We start from the raw sequence: 19,590 nt of genomic DNA on the forward strand, positions 1-19,590 counted from the left end.
TATATGTAATTACATATATATTTAAAGATGTATTGTATTTTATATGCTATTGCATATAGTAAAATAAATTGAATACATAGTTAATAGAGAAGATCTAAAAAAAATGTTTTCATTTATCTTTGTATTCTTGAGGCAATTTTATTTTATGTCGCTTTTATAATTGCTAGCTCCTTATAATCTTTCTAAAAAATGATAACATCTGAAAAGGAATACAATGCCATTGTTAAACGAATGGATGAACTTTTATTAATGTCAGACAACATCGAAACACAGATGCGAATGGCTATATTGAATTAAATCTTCTATCCGATATTGTTGCAGACTATGAAACACGCACCTATCCTGTAAAAATGCCTTCTCTTGTTGAGGTAATAAAATTACGAATGGTAGAAATGGGGTTAAACCAAAAACGATTATCCGGGCTATATCTCAACGGTAAAAGTGAACCCACTTTAAAAGTGGTAAGGGATATAAGCCAAAAATTGAATATTGATGCGGCAATTGTTCTAGGGGTAACGCTAAATAAATGATTAAATGCGTCTGCTAAATATTTGCGCCCTTTTTTTTGTAAATAATGTAGGTTGAAAAACTCTCAAAACCACAAAACCTCATCAAGCTTCTTTATGATATATTTCGTTGAATTTATTTTTCATTTCAATAGTTCCAAGCATGACTATTTCCGCACCATGGGGAAGCAAGGTGTCTGCAGATAATTGCGTAACAACTTCGGTATTTTCTTTTATGGCAATAACCGATAGCCCTGTTTTACCACCTATCCCCGATTCTGCTAGTGATTTACCCTCTAATGACTTTGGTATCGGGATAATAAATAAGGTAATACCCTCACCAAGAACGGTTAGCTCCTGGTTTTTAAAAATGGATAAAACAGCTTCAGAACCTAATGTGGCATAACTCAACACAAAATTAGCCCCAGCCTTATGAATAATATCAATGTTTCGAAATTCGGATATCCGGCTCACTATTCTCAATTCCTTGTTCAATTGACGGCAATAGGAGGCGAGATAAATATTCATGGTGTCATCATGGGTAGTAAGTAATACCGAAGGTGCTTCCAGAATTCCAGCTCTTTTCAATAATTCGTAATCTGCAGCGTCTCCGGCGAATAACTGATTGCAAAAAGGACGTACTTTTTTGCATACCTCTGGATCCTTTTCAATTACATTCACTAGAACGCCATTTCTATGTAAAGATTTCGCAGCCTCCAATCCTACTCTTCCCCCTCCAATTAACAGTACTGGATTAGGGTTTACATTGTAATCATGAAACAGCTCATCGATGTTTTGGAGCTGTTTTTTATTTCCTATAATGACTAATACGCTATCGTGTGTTAATTTTTCACTTCCGGTTATAGGCTGCAAAACGCCTCGCTCCCAAATTCCGACAATGCTAACCCCAAATTTTTGTCTTAGGTCCATTTCTCGGATAATTTTAGAGACCAATGGAGTGTTGTGAATGGGTAACTCTGCAATTAATAAATCTTCATATTGCCCTATGGCATGAGATTCTGCATGTTGCGTATTAACTCTATTTGCCAATTGTTCCCCAAGCCATTTTTTTAAGGGCAGCACATGGTCAGCACCACTTAGTTGTTGTACATCTACCGATTCAACATCTGTGGCTATGGCAACAATGGATACTGCGGGAGCAATTTCGCGTATCGTGAGAATGATCTTTGTATTTATAATGTCATCCCTATTGACTAAAATTAATTTCGCATCCTTAATATTCGCCTGAATAAAGGTTTTCTCGTTATCTAATTCCCCATAAATTACTGGAACTTCATCATCATGATATTGAAGTGCTTTTTCTAAATCACTTTCAATGATATAATAAGGAGTATTCTCCTGTTTCAGTCGCTCCGTAAGGTCTCTAGCAATAACGTCATAAGAACATATCAAAATGTGATCTTTTGTTTTAGCTGGAATTTGCCGGGGAACCTTGTTTTTCTTTTTTGACTCTAAAAGAGGTACATAAAAGTGTCTAATAAAGGCAAAAGGTAAAACGATCAACAACATAAAAATACCCGAAAGAAGCACCACTATGCTGAACAATCGACCAAGATCCGAATGAAAGGTGATATCTCCGAAACCAAGGGTGCTCATAACGGTAAGCGTCCAGTAGAAGCCTGTAATCCATGAATGCTCTTGGCCCTCATGCCCCATTATAATATGGAAAAGAATGGAATAAATAATAATGACAATTCCTAAAAGAACCAAATATTTAACTAATACCTTAGAGTTTCTTTTAAAATCCCTATCACTCGTATAATAGGCTAACTGACTCCCAACAAATTTCATATTCTGTATTTTTAAATAGGGTTTAGAATCTGGATATATAACATTCTTTATTTACCAAGTTACATCTTGTTTTCTTTTTTTGAAAAAGGAAATTTCTACTGCGCTATTCTAATCAGATATCAATATAATGTATCTAGTAGAAAAAGGAATTTTAAGAAAACTTGAGAAGATTGGGCATAGCAGAACATTAGCATAGGATTTTTAGCACTTCCACATGGCTCAAAACACATTATTCATAAGAATTTATTTTAAGACAGCTACATTATATATTTACCGAACTTAATCTTAAACCCCAAAAGGATTCTCAATGCTATGTGCTGGTTTGGTAAACCATTGTGGACCGTCCTTGGTCATATAGATATGATCTTCCAAACGAATTCCAAATTCATCGGGTACTACAATCATAGGTTCAATACTAAAAGCCATTCCTGCTTGTATCTTAATATCATTGCCTCTTAAAATAAACGGATGTTCGTGAATTTCAAGGCCAATGCCGTGGCCAGTTCTATGGGGTAATCCTGGGAGATTATAATCAGGACCTAAACCGTCTTTTTCTAATTGTACTCGAACTTGATCATCAATATGTCCACAAGGCTTTCCGAGTTGAGTTGCATCAAAAGCGGCCAATTGAGCGGCTTTTTCGTTCGCCCAGATTTTCTTTTCTTTAGCTGAGGCTTCTCCATAAATATAAGTTCTGGTGATATCTGAAATATAACCATTATACTGCGTGCCCGTATCCACTAAAACAATATCATTTTCTTCCAATGGCTTCGGTGACTTTACCCCGTGCGGAAAACTGGAGTCTTTGCCGAAGAGAACAATACAGAAATAGGAACCACTTGCAATCCCCAACTTTTGATGTGCTTTATGAATAAAAGTTTCCACTTCAGCAGTGGTGATTCCCGGTTTTAAAATTTTTGCCACCGCCTGATGTACTTGCATGGTTAAGTTCATCGGGTATTGAATATGAGCTATTTCAGCTTCACTTTTAAGCATTCTGATATCTCTGATCAATATTTCCGCACTGCTAATTTCAAATTTTTGGTGTTCCTGAAAACGGGAAACCATGGTGAAAGACGTAGCATCATCAACAGCTAGACGCGTATTTTCTTTTACCGTCTCAGCAATTTTCTGTACAGGCGATTCGTGTTCCTTCCAAGGAATTAACTCACCTTCAACACCAATAAAATCATTAAAAGTACCAATTTCAAATTCTGGGACTACATATTTTAGGCTTCCATCAGCAAAAAGAAGTGCGCCCACCAACCGTTCAGACGGATTCCATTGGGTATTGGTAAAGTAATATAAGTTGGTGCCTGCATTGATATATAATGCATCCAATTCCTTTGCTTTTAAAGCTACGCATGCTTTATCGATTCTATTTTGGAACTCTTTATCACTAATGGGAGCGGGTTTAGCAGATGGCTCAATTAACGTTGAAAGTTCTTCTTCTACGGTGCTGCCACCAATTCCGTATTTTCTATTGCTATTCATGCTTATTGATTTTTAAAAATTAGTACTGATATTTTCAGCAATTATGAAATTTCATAAGTCTATAAAATCTCAGATGGTCAGGCTACCAGCAAATACTGGTTGAACCAAACGCATTTTAAACTTAGTCAAATTATAATGACATGTTCTTAAAATTTAGACAAATTTACGAATACCAAAAGAACCTTCTGAGTCTTCCTTAAACAAAAAGCACCTCTTGTCAAGAAGTGCTTTTTAATATTAGGTTTTGACTAAGGTTTTGAATATTACTCGAGATTATCATCACGATGTTCTCTAAAATCAATTTAAAACATAAGACTTATGACTTTTATTTTTGGTCTTAGGTCCTACATCATTCAGTCCTACATCAAAAGTTATTCTAACCTTCCTCTTCTACAAGTTCAGGTGTTTCCAATACCTTAAATTTCTCTAATTGATCTTCTTCTCCAGTGAAATATGGAAATACGTCCAAAATTGGCGATTCTGTAATGGAAGGGATTGTATAGTCACCCATGGTTTCTTCCATTGCTTTGGTGCTATTCTCGAAAGCCTCTTTTACATCATTGGCCTGCACCAGCAAATAAATATTTGTCTTTCTTTCCTTTCCACTCTCTTCATCTAGGGCTATCAAAGAAACCTTTGCCTTAAACCAACGATCGGAATTCTCAAAAGGATGTACTTCTGAAAAGTTAGCGACTTTTATATTCATGATTCTAAAATCCTCTTCTGTAAAAGTCTTCATCTCCTCGGTAATCCTTGCTTCTGCTTCGGTATAAGATACTGCATCCAATAAATAAGTATCTGTAGTTACTTTCTGCTCTCCTGTTTCGTGTGTTTTTTTGTATTTCACCTTACATTCATACCATATTACGCTCATAACTATAATTTTTTTAGGAAGCCAAAAATATGACTTATAATACCTCTGCCCTTAAAAATAAGGAATAGATATTCACAATTTTTTCTAAGTACCTGTTGTATTTTTCTATTGTCCTCGTGTCCAACAATTAATTTAAAATTATTCTAAAGAGAATTTTCGTATCTTAATACCGCAATCAACTTAAAGCAAAGAAATTATGAAAACACAGAAAAAACTAATAACACTTTTTTCCGCAATTGGAATTTTAATGATGGTACTTGGCTTATATGCTTTCACGACTAATCCCATTGCAGACGAAAGCTACTCGCCACAACCGCCTTGGGAAAACCTTAAAGTGCTTCCTAAAGATATTTCGAAGGATAGTCTCGACCACCTTATGAAAGGCTACACGCTTGCCCTTGGGGTAAAGTGCAATCATTGTCATGCGCCCAGCAAAACCGATCCAACCAAATTGGATTTTCCGAGCGATGCCAAAATTGAAAAGGAAATTGCACGTGGAATGATAACCATGACGGATGAGATTAATGAGAAAAGCTTTAAACCTTACTTCCCTAAACCAATTCCTCATCAGGTATACGTTGTAAACTGTGTAATGTGTCACCGAGGAAACGTCAATCCAGAAAAGTATTTGTCACAAATGGGAGATATGTACAAAACCTATGACCCCAATAGAGATAACAGAAAGGAGAAGATCTTGGAAAGTGGTGAATGGAAGGAATAATGAATAGATGATTTATGGTTTAGCGATAAGCATCGTATTAATTTAGGTGCATAACCTTAAAAGCTTTTATTGACAAGCTTTTAAGGTTATGCACCAAATAGATGGAACATTACCGCAGTTATGACAAACTGAATAATATCGTTAAAATAAGACCTAGGGAAAATTAATATCGCTGAAAACACTTTGATATTTAAATTGCTACGTCAAAAAGATCCACTCAAATCTTAAACTCATTCTTTACCCGCTTTTCCTAGACTAGACCAAATATCAGCCAACATTTCCCAAGGTATTTGTCCACGTTTTTTGCTTTCAGAAGTCATTTCCTTCATAATATTTTCCAGAATTGGGCCGTCTGAAATTCCCATGGCAGCACCAATTGTTTTAACGACCATTTGGGCCAACTCTACAGGTTCTTGCGTTGCCCAAGATTTTCCATAGGCCTCCCAATCTGTACTCGCAGTGGGGGTTTTTACTTCTTGATGAGTTTCTATTGCAGTGCTTTGTAAACTAACTTTTTCAGCAGGTATTATTTCACTGTAGGTTATAAGTATTTCCCCTTCTTCAAAATCAGCAAAAGATTGGCTCAATGAACGGTTGTCCCATTTCAGCTGCATTTTACCGTCTGCTGGATGATAAATGGAAGTATAGACAGTTCCAAATCCCTCATTGTACTTTCTGTTGAATAATGGACTTTTTGAAAATGCATTGATTATAGTTTTTGGCTCTTGCTCCTTTTCCGAAATCATTTTATTTATAAATGCCTCTCGCTCCAAAGTTTTTGAGAACTGGGCATGTTGGGGCCAATCAACCTTTCCTTGATGATTCGTGGAAAGCGGCATTTCCGTCACTATCGGCTTTCGGTCTGGAGCCAACTGTACTAATTTATGGTTGCCCGTTTTGTCTAAAACCATTACATTATATGCCATATGGGATGGAATCTGTTGCAAAACTTCCGTCGCTTCTTCCACATTTGAACAAAATTCAAGCACATAGCGGATTATAAAAGGAATTCCAAACCCCTCACCCACTACTTTCCTTCCTCCAAAAGTCAACGAAACCACTAAGCCATCGGAATTCATTCCATCTACAAGACCCCAAAGACAGTCGTTGATTCCTATAACCCGCTTTCCGTTCCAAGAAGTATTTAACAAAGTACCTTCCGAAAGGTGGGGATGATAGTCATAATTCCGCACAAGCATTGGAGGATTTTGTGTTATAACTTGGGAACATCCGCTGATGTATGCCGGGGGCTGAAATCCAGTCAAAAACCGTTCAGCGATGGGATCATTACCACCCAATTTGCACAGTTTTTCATAAGTAGGTACAAATTTTGGCATATATTCCTGAAGCTTCGCTTTGGCTACGGACAAGGGCGGATTATTCACCGCTCCTTTGCTTTGAAACCAAGCTTTGTAAGCAGGCCAATGTTTTTGAAATAATTGTTGCCATTTTTCTCCGGGCTTTGCCTCAGAGATTGAATGAAAATTTAATTGTAGCATTTTTTTTGTTTTTTTAAATAAGTATCTAGCAATGTAAAGTCTTAGTTCTTAGACTTTTTAAAAAGTAAAAAATGGTTGGTTATTTAGTTTAACACTTCAGGTAACTCTCAGAAAAAACTAGTTGCTATTCAGCATTACCAATTCTCGGTACAAGAGCTATCGAAGACTTTTGAAATGAAATTAGAATTTTATTTATATATAGACATCGCTTATTTCACATAAACCGTCTTGCTATTCACAAACTCCATCATTCCGTTTTTTGCGAGTTCGCGACCGTAACCCGAACGCTTTTCACCTCCAAATGGAAGCCTGGGATCGCTCTTGACCAGTTCGTTTATAAAATAGGCGCCATCACTCACTTCACCAGCATATTCGAGGGCTTTTTCAATATTGGTGGTGCAAACCGTGACCCCAAGTCCATAGCGTGATTGTTCTGAGAGTGCGAATGCCTCTTCAATAGTCTTCACTTTTATCATCGCTGCCAAAGGTCCAAATGTTTCCTCGTCAAATGCAGGCATTCCAGGTTTTACATTTCCTAAAATAGTGGGTTCGTGATAGGCTCCTTGCTGTTTTCCGCCCAACAGAAGTTCTGCGCCTATTTCAAGAGATTTTCTTACCTGATCTTGAAGCTGGTCTGCCAAATCTTTTCGTGCCATTGGTCCAACTTGCGTGCTTTCTTCCAAAGGATCTCCAGATTTTAAATTTTTGACGGCCGTTGTAAATTTTGAAACAAATTCTTCATAGATACCTTCCATCAAAATAAAGCGTTTAGCGGCAATACAACTTTGCCCGCAATTTAGCATTCTAGCGGTAAGGGCGGTTGCAACTGCTTGGTCTATATTGGCGTCGTTCCAAACGATGAAGGCGTTGTTGCCTCCCAGTTCCAATAGCGTTTTTTTGATATATTTTCCTGATATCTGAGCTACTGCCGCACCTGCCCTTTCACTTCCCGTAAGTGTTACAGCTTTTACGGCATCGTGTGCAATAATAATTTCGGTTTTATCGTGATGGACAATTAGATTTTGAAAAACTCCATCCGGAAATCCCGCCCTTAAAAAAACTTCCTCAATTTGTTTTGCACATCCAAAAACGTTGGGGGCGTGTTTTAAAAGTCCCACGTTTCCTGCCATAAGCGTAGGTGCTGCAAAACGGAATACTTGCCAGAAAGGAAAGTTCCAAGGCATAATGGCGAGAACAGAACCAATTGGATCGTGGCGCACAAAGCTTTTTTGGGCGTCTGTTTCAATGATTTCATCTGATAGAAATTCAGCTGCTTTTTCAGCAAAATACTCGCAGACCCAAGCGCATTTATGCACCTCAGCACGGGATTCGGCAATGGGTTTCCCCATTTCCAAGCTTATCATTTTAGCGTATTCTTTTACGTCTTCCCGTAAAATTTCTCCCGCTTTAGTCATTAATTTAGCGCGATCTTTCAACGAAACTTTTCGCCAGGATTTAAATGCGGTTTCCGATTTTTCTAATTTTTGTGAAATTGCCTCTTCCGTTTCAGGATTATAGGTTTCTACAATTTGATCATTGTAAGGGTTTATACTTTTAAATTCCATCAAAAATTTATTTATTTTGGCTTTAATTTAAACTAGTATTATAGTTTCAATATCCAAGTTTCGACATTTTGTCGCCCTGCCGGCAGGCAAGGCCTTAGACCCGATAATTATCGGGAGGGGGCAGAAACAAAAGGTCGAAAATTCAATCATTTTTACCCTGGCCCTAAAGGGAATAATTGAATTTTCTTAGTTCGGACCAACTTGAAACCTTTTCAATATCAATTTAAATCGAAATATCAACGTGGAGCTTAACTAGAGCCTTTATATTCTATTTAAATCATACCTCAAAGGTTTTAAAAACCTTCGAGGTTTAGCATGATTGTTTTTTCGGAACGTTCCGGATTGAGGCTTTAATTATTTGGCAAGACTACCAATAATTTCAGGTAGTTCGGCTTTATCTTCCAAAACGGTAGATGCATAATTTCCCTTAATTGCATTTATCCAAGTTTTAGCGCGTTGGGTAAGTTGGAAATTATCGGTCATCATCCTACCTCGTGTCACCAAAATACCCAGATCTGCACCTTCATACAGATAATGATCTTTGTTTGCTATCCGAAGAAAAAATGCCTCGCTTTCACTTTCCACTGCACGACGGTGGGTGTCCATACGGTTGAACTGGATATGGCCATTGTCAAAAATTCGCCAAATGCCCGACTGTGGAGCTTCCGTTACTTTTTCAATGGTTTTTTTGGTGTGCTTAATGACTAATTGGCTCCAACTATCAGTATTTTCTTGCTTAGCCCATCTGTTGTTGATGGCGTCAACGTTAAGGTCGTAATCCACCTCCATCCATTCCAAAATATGGAAAAGGTGAAGTGGGGCGTCAGCCAAGGCAAAAACGGCATGATTGGTAATGGAGCTGGCACCCGTAACCCTAGGATTTAATTCGCCGAGATAGATCTCACCATTGTCTTCATCTATTAAAAAGTCGAGTTCAAAATAGCCTTTGTAACCTTCTTTTCGTAATTGGTCTCCAAAGAGACGAGTGTATTCCCGTGCTTTTTTCCGAAGGATTGGATTAAAAGAATCGGGGTAAATCTCGTTGCCACACCAACCACCTTTATAAGGTGTAAGTTCCTTAAACCCTACTAATTCAGTCATTAGTGGAGCAACTATGGTTCCGTGGCGTGTAACACAAGCTTCAATTGCAGAACCGCGACAGTTAATGCGCTTCATTATTTTCACTTCTTTTTCAGCTTCAATTTCTTCAGCATGCTCTTTGTATTCTTCCTCATTTGAAATAAAGAAAGTAGTATGTCCAGAATCGCCAAAAGGAGTTTGAATTACCAAATCATGACCTAGTTTCTTAGAAACTTTTTCAAGGTGTTCGTAATTGTTCACTTTTGACAATACATAGGGAACACAAGCAACACCAGCTTTTTCTGCAAGACGATTGGTGTTTACCTTGTTATCCATTGCGGTTCGCATTTTGGCCGAAGGGAACATAACTTCAAGTCCCAGTTTTTTGGCAAGATTTTCGGTTTTTTCCGTAAACATTAGAAACATTACCTTTCCAGCATTTTTGCCTTTTTTTCTAGACTTTATATATTCTTGAACTTCGGGATGCTGCAATAGATAATTGTTGATATCCTCTATGCTCTCAAACTCGTCGTGCGGAATTTCTTCTTTAGGCGAAAAGACGTTGGGATGTAACCCATCAAAACATTCGATGTAGGTGATGAATTTAAATCCTTTTATCCATTCATCGGCACCCAAAAGGTTAAAGTTGGTGGCACTTATAAAATAAATAGGGGTTTCATTTTTATAAAAGAAACGCCGAATATCTGGAATTCCGTTGAGCACTGGTTTTGGTTTATCCGCTTTTTTCTTAGCGACCGTTTTTTTCGCCTTCGCTTTCGTAGTGGGTTTCACCTTTTTTCCAATCGATTTTTCTTCAGCTACAGCCTTGTTCTTATCCATAACTCCCGACTTCGATTTTGTTTTCACATTCGATTTGGACTCAGATTTGGTTTTTGGTTTATCAGTGCTCATACTAATTGTGTTTTAAATTAAATTAATCTATTTTTTCTTTTTTGAATTTCCCATCCCCATTGCGCCTAGGGCGGTTGCGGTTTTTTGACGGTTCAATACGCTGTCTCGGAAAATACGCAAACCAAGATCTGCCCTATAACCGTGAATTTCCTTTACGTCCAGTGCCAACATAAAGTTAATAATATCTTCACTTACAACTTGTCCTGGAACTAAAACAGGAAAGCCCGGTGGATACGGAATTACAAAGGAGGAAGCAACTAGGTCCCGATCATTGGTCATTGCTTTTTTGCAATCGCCAAGGGAGATATACTCGTAATTGTCCTCATTATATGCCATAAAATATGCGTCGCGGATACTTCCACCCGGAACAGTGGGAACCGCCCGGAAGGAACTATGGAAGTAACTGAAATCAGGCAAGGGCGGGACTTCATTTATCAAAGAATGAATTCGTTGTTGCGAAATTTCGCTTTCCCGGCTATTTAAGGAGCGGAATTCCTCGTCTAACTGCTCCGAGATTTTTAACAGGGCATTGGTTAAATATGCAACACTCCCTCGTGTAGTACCAATATTGGTCATAAACAAAACGGTATTTCTAGAGGTTTTATTTATTTGTATATTAAACTGGTCCATCAAATATTTGTTTTTGAAGGTATCGCCATCAACGCCTGTTCTACCTATAAACAAGGTTATTTTTGTGGGATCCAACATAAACTCGTCTTTTTCCCAAGCGGTTTCCATTCTATTCCATCCAGTGCTGGGGTCATAATATTCTACCAGCCCAGTTTCCCTGTATTGGTCCGGGATAAAATCCTTTACCGTCAGCACATCAAAATATTTGTTCAACTGAGGATTGTTGGTTATTTTGGCACGAAGCACCATGGCCATTTCGATGCTTTTTTCTACCATTTCAAATCCTTCAAACTCCACTTGCCTTCTCCCTACATCCAGTGAAGCTAGCATTTGGTAATTTGGAGAAGTGGACGTATGCGTCATATATGCTTCCAAAAAGGTATTTTCAGATTTTTTTCTGAAATCCTCATCCCATATATGAATCATGGAACCTTGACGGAAACTACTCAAGGTTTTATGTGTACTTTGTGTGGCATAAACCCTGATACATACTTTTTCAGGATCTGGTAAAGTGGGCTCCTCTCCAGCGGAAAGATTCTTTATATGATTTTTATATTCCTTTTTATAAGCCTCACTTCGGTATTTGTCAAAAAGTTTCTTGGCAGTGAACATGGCCGTTCGTTGCTTATATATATAGGTGAAACCTGCAAAGGCAAACCAAGCTTCGTCCCAAAGAAAAATCATATCCGGTTTTATGGCTAAAATTTCCTGCATAACTTTTTCAACGTTATAGACCAAGCCGTCAAAAGTACAATTGGTAAGGAGGAGCATTTTCACTTTGTCCAACCTCCCGGCCTCACGTAGTTGCAACATTTTTTCTTTAATACTATTTAAAGGTACAGCGCCGTACATAGAATACTCCTGAATAGGATACGAATCAAGATATACCGGATAGGCACCTGACAGAACCATGCCATAGTGATGGCTCTTATGGCAGTCACGGTCAATAAGCACTAAATCACCGGGTTCTATTATTGCCTGGAGTACAATTTTATTGGCAGTGGAAGTTCCGTTGGTAACGAAAAAAGTACGTTGGGCACCATAAGTTTCGGCAGCCATTTCCTGCGCCTTTTTAAGCGGTCCTGTGGGTTGTAGTAGAGAATCCAAGCCACCAGTGGTGGAGGATGTTTCGGCCAAAAACATATTGCGGCCGTAAAATTCTCCAAAGTCTTTTATCCATCGGGACTTAAAAACTGAATTTCCCCGTGAGATGGGCATCGCGTGAAATATTCCCGTGGGTTTTTGACTATATTCCTTCAAGGCACTAAAAAACGGAGTGTCAAATCGTTCCCGAACTCCCCGAATAATACCGAGATGAAGTTCCTGCAAATCCTCTTTACGATAATAAATACGGCTGAATTGACGTAAGGTACTGTCCTTTAAATCTGTGAGGGAAGTGTCAGTAACATAATAAGTGTCCAACTCTGGCCGAAATTGTTTTACAAGTTTGCCCAAAAGTGGTCCAAGTTCGTATTCCGGTGTTCCTTCCAGATCAATTTTAAGAACGTTCTGAATATAAGGCTTTAATAAATCTGAGATATTTTCTGAAGCATAAGGCGGGGCATAACGAATTACCGCAGCCTGCAAGTTTGGGTTAAAAAGCAAGGCAATCAAAGAATCCTGAAATGAACGCTGCACCAAAAAATCGTAAGTAAACTGTTCGTTCGGTTCGCGTAATTCGTCCAGTTTTTCGTGAAGTGCAACCTCTTCAATGGCCGAACGGTCTTCCACAAATAGCACTTCAAAATAATTTTTCTTTTGGGCGGAAGAAAGCTCTCGAATATCTTCGGGTCTAGCCTGATCATTTTCTTCAGTATGGGTAGAAGTGGGATGGTTCAAGTATTCATCGCTTACCAATTGCCTGTTTATTTCTGTAATATTGTGCGCCAAAGACATATATTCTTCTTTATGGAGCGCTTGGCAGAGTTTTTCCAGTCTGGTTTTTCCGGGATAGACAAAATACAATTCAATGGTCTTTATATCCTTCAAAAAACCCTTTAAGGTATCCAAAGAATCCTGCTCGCATTTAGAACCTTTTTTAGAATTTGCAAGAACAGTACTAATCCTTTTCAGATCTCGCCAAATAGAAATGCGTAATTGGCCGATACTGTAATAAGGGGAACTTATATTCTTTTTTTTGTTGGTCATTATTTAGTTTTTGGAATTAATAGCAAGCTTGTTGCCTTCGCTATCTATAAAAAGGGCAAAATATCCAGCCTCATCACTTATTTTTGTTTTTTGCATTATAATACGTCCTCCTAAATCTTCCACTTTATCGAGTATGGGTTGAAGATTTTTGCCCCCATTCAAATAAATTAAAGAGCCAGTTTCGCTGGGTACACAACCCGATCCCTTTACCAAGGCTCCGCCGATGCCAGTGGTTACTGGAAAAACTGCCATCTCGTAATCGTTCATCTCCGTGGTTTCCATCTTGATATTATAAATATGGTTGTAAAAATCGGTTGCCCGTTCCATATTTAAAACGGGGATTTCAAACCAAGTGATAAAATCCTTCATCTTGTTGTTGGTTTGTTTCGGTTTTTTGGACATTATTCCCATAATTATTTATTTAATAGTTGCTGAAATATGTTTTCTTTCAATATCGTTGTTTGAAAATTCAACACTTAGTTTACTCATTGTCTTTAAGCTGTTCCATCCGAAACATGTTTGGCTTACTGGCTAATAAACTAACTCAACCTTCAAGTTGATTTTCACATTTAAAATATCTATAAGCTCCTTATTCTTCATAGCCATCGCCTTTATAACTCATCACACTGACGGGGAGTTCAATTTCGCTCTCCATTTTCTTGAGTTGCTCTAGTTTGTCAACTTTTGTAGGTTTAATAAGAGGCCCCAAGGCCTCGAGATATGGATGTTTTGCTCCAGGTGCGTATATACTGAAATCGCCAAGATTGTCACGAAAGCTTTTGAGGGGTTGACCCAAACGCATTACACCAAGTTCACGGCTGCGTTTAACTCTGGCCATATCTATTTCAATGGGGAATATTTCCTCCGTGGCTCCGGCTTTGTACATTATTCTTCCATCGGGCCCGCAAACAGTAGAGCGGCCAATACCTCCAGTTTCGAGACCGTTAATATCAAAAAAGAAACATTGGTTTACTGCAGCCATGGTTTGCGCGATGGAATGTTCTATTTCACGATCCATAGTACCTGTCATCGTTGGGTGAAGAATTACTTCAGCCCCCATAACAGCCAGGGTTCGGACGGTTTCAGGAAACCACATGTCATAACAAATAGACACTCCAAAAATACCCACATTCGGAATTTCAAACGTGCAAAATTCATTGCCCGGAGTTATTCCAACTTCAAAAGGATAAAAAGGGAACATTTTTCGGTAACGAGTAACTATTTCTCCCTGTGGATTAATGACCGTGGCGGTGTTGTAAATTTTATCACCATCCTTTTCAAAAATAGAACCTGGCAAAAGCCAAATACCATATTTTTTAGCCATAGCCTGCATTTCTGTTTCAAATTCGCCAGGAATCTCCTGAGCGTAATAGGTTAATGGGCCATAAGCACAAAGTTCACTAAATAGCACCAACTGCACAGATGGATAAAGGTGCATAGTGATATCCAGTTTCAGTTTCATCATTTTCAGATTACTCTGGGTGGCAGAAACTCGCATTTGAATTCCCGCAATGGTAAATGGTTTCATATATTTATTTATTTTTTTAGAGAAAGACTATTTCCTGCGCGCTAAGCAGGCTGACGACATATCCCGATAATTCTTATTTTTTTAAATTGTATTATGTAATTTAAATGAAGCGTTTTTATTCCTCTCGGGTTACCTTTTCAATAACCTCTTCAAGAATATCAAGGCCTTTTTCTAATTGTTCATTAGTTATAACCAATGGACAAAGTACTCGTATAATATTTTTAGATGTTCCTGCATTTATGATTATCAGACCACGGTCGGCACAATTACCAACAATTTGACCACAAAGCTTTCCGTCTGGCTTTAAGGGGTCACCATCTTTTACAAATTCCATCGCCATCATGGCTCCCATGCCACGTACATCACCGATTTGTGGATATTTAGCTTGCATTTTTTTAAAACGTTCCTCAATAATATTTCCTACCTCAATACCGCGCTGGTTTAGGTTTTCATCTTTCATCATTTGAATAGTTGCAAGTGCTGCTGCACAACAAACAGGGTTTCCAATATAGGTGCCACCAATGCTACTGGGGGCTGCAGCATCCATTATTTCGGCTCTTCCAAGAATTGCTGCGATCGGCATTCCTGAACCCAATGATTTGGCGTAGGTGCTTATATCAGGAGTTACGTTGTAGTTCTGCCAACTGGCCCAATTTCCGGTACGGCCAAAACCACTCTGAATCTCGTCTGCAATAAGCATAATTCCGTAGGTATCGCAGAATTTACGAAGGCCTTCAAAATATTTTTGTGGCACTGGATTAAAACCACCTTCCCCTTGAATAGGTTCCAAAATTACTGCCGCCAAGCTGTTGGGATCCACCAAATTTTTTGCACTTTCGTAGAGACGTTTTAATTCCATATCAACAAATTGATTCATTTCCAAAGAACCGTGATACCGATAAAAATTAGGAAATGGAAGTCTATAAACTTCAGGAGCATAGGGTCCTGAATTCATTTTATAGTCAATTTTACTGGTAAGAGTCATGGCCATCAGGGTACGGCCGTGGAAAGCATCGGTAAAGCAAAGTACGCCTGGCCTTTTAGTAGCCTGACGAGCTATTTTTACTGCATTCTCAACTGCCTCGGCACCTGTACTAACGAGCATCGCCTTCGTGTGCCCGCCATGAGGAAGTAACTCCACCAGTTTCTCGCAAAGTTCAAGATAAGGTTCATAAGTAACCACATTAAAGCTGGTGTGGATATATTTTGCGGCCTGCTCTTGAATGGCCTTTACTACTGGCTCGGGACAATGGCCAGCATTTACAACCCCAATTCCACCGGCAAAGTCAATCAATTCGCGACCATCTTCGTCTATGATAATGGCTCCTTTTGCGGCTCGTGCGGTGGCAGTGTTAAAAACGCCCACGCCATTGGCTACAACATTTTTTCTTCTTTCCAGAAGCTTCTCAGATTTTGTCAATTGTTTTAACATATAGGTTATGAATTATTTTATAATATACTTAAAATTGAAAAAACTAATATAGCGTTTAGTAATAATTTAATAGTTATAGTTGATAGAAATTTTTATTTCAAAAATATTCGTAACTTATTAAGTTATTGTTAGGGAAATATGATTCCACGTGTTGAAAATAAAATTTTAGATTTCTCAAAGAAATTAAAATCGTTCTACATCTTCCAAAATATAACCTATTGTAAATTAGGTATTTCATAAATATTCTATTTCTATTAAGGTCAAAAAATTGTTTAGGAAGCAATACGTTAACTTTTCCTTAAACTAGCACATTAAGTACAGGATTTTGTGGAATTGGCAATACAAACCTATAGTTTTGTGCTCTTATTGATTAAATAATCAAAAAAACAAACATTATGAGTCAAGTAACAGGAAATGAAACCGTAAAACTTCATTACACAGGAAAATTGAATGACGGACAAGTGTTCGACAGTTCTATTGAACGTGAGCCACTAGAGATAAAACTTGGAGAAGGCCGTTTAATCCCGGGTTTTGAAAAAGGATTGGTTGATATGAAAGTGGACGAAAAGAAAACAATTACTATTCCAAAAGAGGAAGCCTATGGTGAAGTTCAAAAAGAGCTTTTCCAAAAAATACCTAACGAAAACCTACCGCAGGAAATAAAGCCAGAAGTTGGAATGGGTCTAGTGTCTAAAAACCCTGATGGTTCTGAACGCCAATTGCGAGTAGCGGATGTAAAAGACGATTTTATTATCGTTGATGCAAACCATCCTCTTGCCGGTCAAGACCTAACTTTCGATCTAGAATTGCTTGAGATAAAGTAATCTATTAGAATATATTTTGATTAAAGGCTGCCGTTTTGGTGGCCTTTTTGTTTATGAGGTAGAGTGTGTATGGGGTTGGCCACGAATGCACGAATGTTGAGGTATACAGGCACAACTGGAGGAAATTGAAACCGAGCCTTCGATACATTTTGAAAGCGAGAAAGTTTGATTTGTAATTTTTATTATTTAGAGTGCTTTCAAAACACTCAGGCACCTTCGGAGATGAAGTTGAAAGGTTTATGGGCTTAGGAATTTAGGAAATAAACACTTTATTTTTAGAGGTAGGCCTATATTCTTTTAGGCTCTGCACCGAACTGGGCCTACCCAGAACTAGCCCCACCCACCCCGCCTACTAGACGGACAGGAAACTGCCTGAAGGGGCAGTTCTGACCTCCTCGGAGGGGAGGTAGTTGGGAAGGTTAAGATCAAATAGGGTTTTGTGTATATTTATGAGGCTTGTAATGAAAAGTAATCCGGTTCATGGAATATAGCTCATAAATGCTGATTTTCGAATCGCTCTTGGTAGATATATGTAATGGAATGAGTTTTTTATTTTTGACTCATTGGGAGCAATGCTTTTAAATAAAATCACTCATTGAATTTGATTGGAAATTATAGGTTTCTTTTAAAAAATTATAGTGATCGATAATTTCTCTTAATTGATTTAGATTTTGTTTTAAGTCTTCACCAAAATTATGTGGGTGCCACCATAAATGATAAATACGATTGTTTTTTGCTGCATAAGTCATTTCAGCTTTGATACGACGTATTTTCAATTTCTGAATTCGACTCTCCTTTTCCTTATAAGGCCTGAAAAATCGACTTGCAGGTAGCTCCAATACTCCATTTTGGTTTTCTAAATCCTTTATATTAAAGCTTATAGAAGAGCTAATAGGACCCAAAGTATCAATTGCTCTTAGTACAGGAGTTAGTTTTCCATATGAACTTTGCCAGAACCAAACATTTGGATTAGAGCGAATTACTTTAATTCCCTGTCGTTTGACAATCTCTAAATAAGAATGGTTGTATTGATTTTTCGGAAAAACCAATGATTCTAATTTAATATTGAAGTTTTCAAAAGCTATAGCTTGTGCTGCTTTCAAATCGGCTTCAAACTGTTCTGGGGTTTGCCCTTCCTCGTTACAGTAATAATGAGAGAAAGTATGTGTAGCTAATTCTTGTCCATTAGTTTGTATTATATTTTCAATTAAAGAGGTTCCATAATGAAAGGGATCCTCCTTTTCATCATTGCCTATTTGTTCTATATAGTTATAATAAGAAAGTTTATTATTGACGTAACTTGGTTTATTAATTGGAGAAAAATCCATCAATTGCTCTTTATCTTTGGCAAATAGAAAACCTACAGTTGCCCAAGTGGCACGGATACCGTTTTTTTCAAATTCTCTTAAAGTTGCTGGAATCGCTTTTCTCGCATCCAAAAAATGATCCTTCATTTGTTGTAAGTCCCAAATTTCAGCACCACCCCAGTGAAGTTCAAAATCTAACGATATTACAAATTTTCCATTCATAATTATTTTATTCCGTATTTGATCCAACCGTAAAGATATTGCGTAAAAGTAGGATGATAATATAAATGACTTTTAGCATCTTCCTTTTTATAAGAAATAAATTTTTCTTCCTTTATGTCTTGAATCGTTTTTGTTAATAAGGGCAATGCTAATGCGTATTGATATAATGGATAAGTTAGAAAATTATCATTCTTTTTTATTGAAGTGGTAGCCTGACCAATAATTTCACCTGTATCAATGCCTTTATCTATTTTATGGACTGTAACTCCAAAATTTTCTTTATCATTTTTTCGCAATGCCCAATACCCACCATGAACGCCGCGATATTGAGGAGTGATTCCTACATGGGTATTGATAAAGAGAGCATTGGTGCATTCCAATATTTTCTTTCCAATAATAGCCGTTCCATTAACAATAATGACATCTGGATCTAAATTCTTTATTGTTTTTTTTGTTAGTTCAGAATTAACTAATCCTACTTCTATAATTTTTTCCTTAGGTAAGGGATTACTATTTAATTTTAAGTCTTTTATTCTTTTTTTATAAAGATTTTTAGAAAAAACTTTTATGGTTCTTGTGATAAAAACCTGAAATATCAGCTGGTTAAAAACGGTAAGAAAACCTAATCTTTTGATTCGCCTTTTAAGCATTTTTTTTGTTGAAGAGGATTGAGTTATTAGTATTTTTTCAATATTTACTTCTGATGTAATTCCGTTATAAATATAGTTTGTGCTTACTCCTTTCCCAGCTAGCATTATTATTTTCATTTTCTATAAATTAATTTTATGATTTTAAGCTAAACCTATGATTACTATGTTCAATTATAGTGATAATGTTAATATAACCATCTTTATATTCTTTGGAAAAGGAATTAATCGGCAGAACCATTCTGATAATGTATAAGCTTAAAATCCTAATACTTCTGGTTAGAGAGTGAATAGATAAACTCTGATTGATAAAGTACGCAGCGGCATGAGGATATGAGAATGTTAATCCGAAGATTTGTTTTTTCTTATATCATTTTTTAAAAAAATTA

The 19,590-nt window shown here is 37.4% G+C and carries 15 protein-coding genes; 3 read left to right on the forward strand and 12 right to left on the reverse strand.

What is annotated here, in order from left to right; translation table 11 throughout:
• The first annotated feature begins 350 nt into the window (after positions 1–350).
• Complete coding sequence (locus G440_RS21510) at positions 351–530, forward strand: hypothetical protein (RefSeq protein WP_245574877.1); 180 nt, start codon at positions 351–353, stop codon at positions 528–530.
• Positions 531–611: 81 nt separating this feature from the next.
• Here the strand turns inward: G440_RS21510 and G440_RS0115840 are convergent, their stop codons facing one another.
• From G440_RS0115840 to G440_RS0115850, 3 genes are all read right to left on the reverse strand, one after another.
• The gene (locus G440_RS0115840) at positions 612–2,318 is read right to left on the reverse strand and encodes a potassium channel family protein (protein WP_026452191.1); all 1,707 of its coding nucleotides are present in this window, start codon (positions 2,316–2,318) and stop codon (positions 612–614) included.
• Between the two features lie 285 nt (positions 2,319–2,603).
• The gene (locus G440_RS0115845; RefSeq protein WP_026452192.1) at positions 2,604–3,812 is read right to left on the reverse strand and encodes a M24 family metallopeptidase; all 1,209 of its coding nucleotides are present in this window, start codon (positions 3,810–3,812) and stop codon (positions 2,604–2,606) included.
• A gap of 376 nt (positions 3,813–4,188) precedes the next feature.
• Complete coding sequence (locus tag G440_RS0115850) at positions 4,189–4,686, reverse strand: DUF4494 domain-containing protein (RefSeq protein ID WP_026452193.1); 498 nt, start codon at positions 4,684–4,686, stop codon at positions 4,189–4,191.
• A gap of 196 nt (positions 4,687–4,882) precedes the next feature.
• On the opposite strand from G440_RS0115850, the gene G440_RS20190 reads away from it, so the two are divergent.
• Entirely contained in the window at positions 4,883–5,407 is a 525-nt protein-coding gene (locus G440_RS20190; RefSeq protein ID WP_051285429.1) for a c-type cytochrome, read from the forward strand.
• Between the two features lie 230 nt (positions 5,408–5,637).
• On the opposite strand, the gene G440_RS0115860 is transcribed toward G440_RS20190, so the two are convergent.
• The 7 genes from G440_RS0115860 to G440_RS0115890 all read right to left on the reverse strand — a co-directional run bounded on the left by G440_RS0115860 (position 5,638) and on the right by G440_RS0115890 (position 16,201).
• Positions 5,638–6,906: a C45 family autoproteolytic acyltransferase/hydrolase gene (locus G440_RS0115860; protein WP_026452194.1), complete on the reverse strand. Its 1,269-nt coding sequence runs from the start codon at positions 6,904–6,906 to the stop codon at positions 5,638–5,640.
• A 209-nt stretch (positions 6,907–7,115) separates the two neighbouring features.
• On the reverse strand, positions 7,116–8,471 hold the full coding sequence (locus tag G440_RS0115865) for an NAD-dependent succinate-semialdehyde dehydrogenase (protein WP_026452195.1): 1,356 nt from the start codon (positions 8,469–8,471) through the stop codon (positions 7,116–7,118).
• Between the two features lie 354 nt (positions 8,472–8,825).
• Positions 8,826–10,463, reverse strand: a complete 1,638-nt coding sequence (locus tag G440_RS0115870) for a biotin carboxylase (RefSeq protein WP_034259771.1) — start codon at positions 10,461–10,463, stop codon at positions 8,826–8,828.
• A 27-nt stretch (positions 10,464–10,490) separates the two neighbouring features.
• Positions 10,491–13,241, reverse strand: a complete 2,751-nt coding sequence (locus G440_RS0115875) for an aminotransferase class I/II-fold pyridoxal phosphate-dependent enzyme (protein WP_026452197.1) — start codon at positions 13,239–13,241, stop codon at positions 10,491–10,493.
• Positions 13,242–13,244: 3 nt separating this feature from the next.
• Complete coding sequence (locus tag G440_RS0115880) at positions 13,245–13,652, reverse strand: VOC family protein (protein ID WP_026452198.1); 408 nt, start codon at positions 13,650–13,652, stop codon at positions 13,245–13,247.
• A 178-nt stretch (positions 13,653–13,830) separates the two neighbouring features.
• Positions 13,831–14,769, reverse strand: coding sequence for a carbon-nitrogen hydrolase family protein (locus G440_RS0115885; protein WP_034259773.1), 939 nt, complete (start codon positions 14,767–14,769; stop codon positions 13,831–13,833).
• A 115-nt stretch (positions 14,770–14,884) separates the two neighbouring features.
• Positions 14,885–16,201, reverse strand: coding sequence for an aspartate aminotransferase family protein (locus G440_RS0115890; RefSeq protein ID WP_026452200.1), 1,317 nt, complete (start codon positions 16,199–16,201; stop codon positions 14,885–14,887).
• Positions 16,202–16,596: 395 nt separating this feature from the next.
• Between G440_RS0115890 and G440_RS0115895 the strand changes: the two genes are divergently transcribed.
• Positions 16,597–17,025 carry an FKBP-type peptidyl-prolyl cis-trans isomerase gene (locus G440_RS0115895; RefSeq protein ID WP_026452201.1) on the forward strand — a complete coding sequence of 143 codons (429 nt, stop codon included), beginning with the start codon at positions 16,597–16,599 and terminating at the stop codon, positions 17,023–17,025.
• 578 nt (positions 17,026–17,603) lie between these two features.
• On the opposite strand, the gene G440_RS0115900 is transcribed toward G440_RS0115895, so the two are convergent.
• Both G440_RS0115900 and G440_RS0115905 read right to left on the reverse strand, forming a co-directional pair.
• On the reverse strand, positions 17,604–18,554 hold the full coding sequence (locus tag G440_RS0115900; RefSeq protein ID WP_026452202.1) for a polysaccharide deacetylase family protein: 951 nt from the start codon (positions 18,552–18,554) through the stop codon (positions 17,604–17,606).
• A 2-nt stretch (positions 18,555–18,556) separates the two neighbouring features.
• Positions 18,557–19,321 (reverse strand): formyl transferase, encoded by a 765-nt coding sequence (locus tag G440_RS0115905; RefSeq protein ID WP_026452203.1) that lies wholly within the window; start codon positions 19,319–19,321, stop codon positions 18,557–18,559.
• Positions 19,322–19,590 lie beyond the last annotated feature (269 nt).

It is taken from the genome of Aequorivita capsosiphonis DSM 23843 (genome assembly GCF_000429125.1).
GTDB classification, from domain to species: Bacteria; Bacteroidota; Bacteroidia; order Flavobacteriales; family Flavobacteriaceae; genus Aequorivita; species Aequorivita capsosiphonis.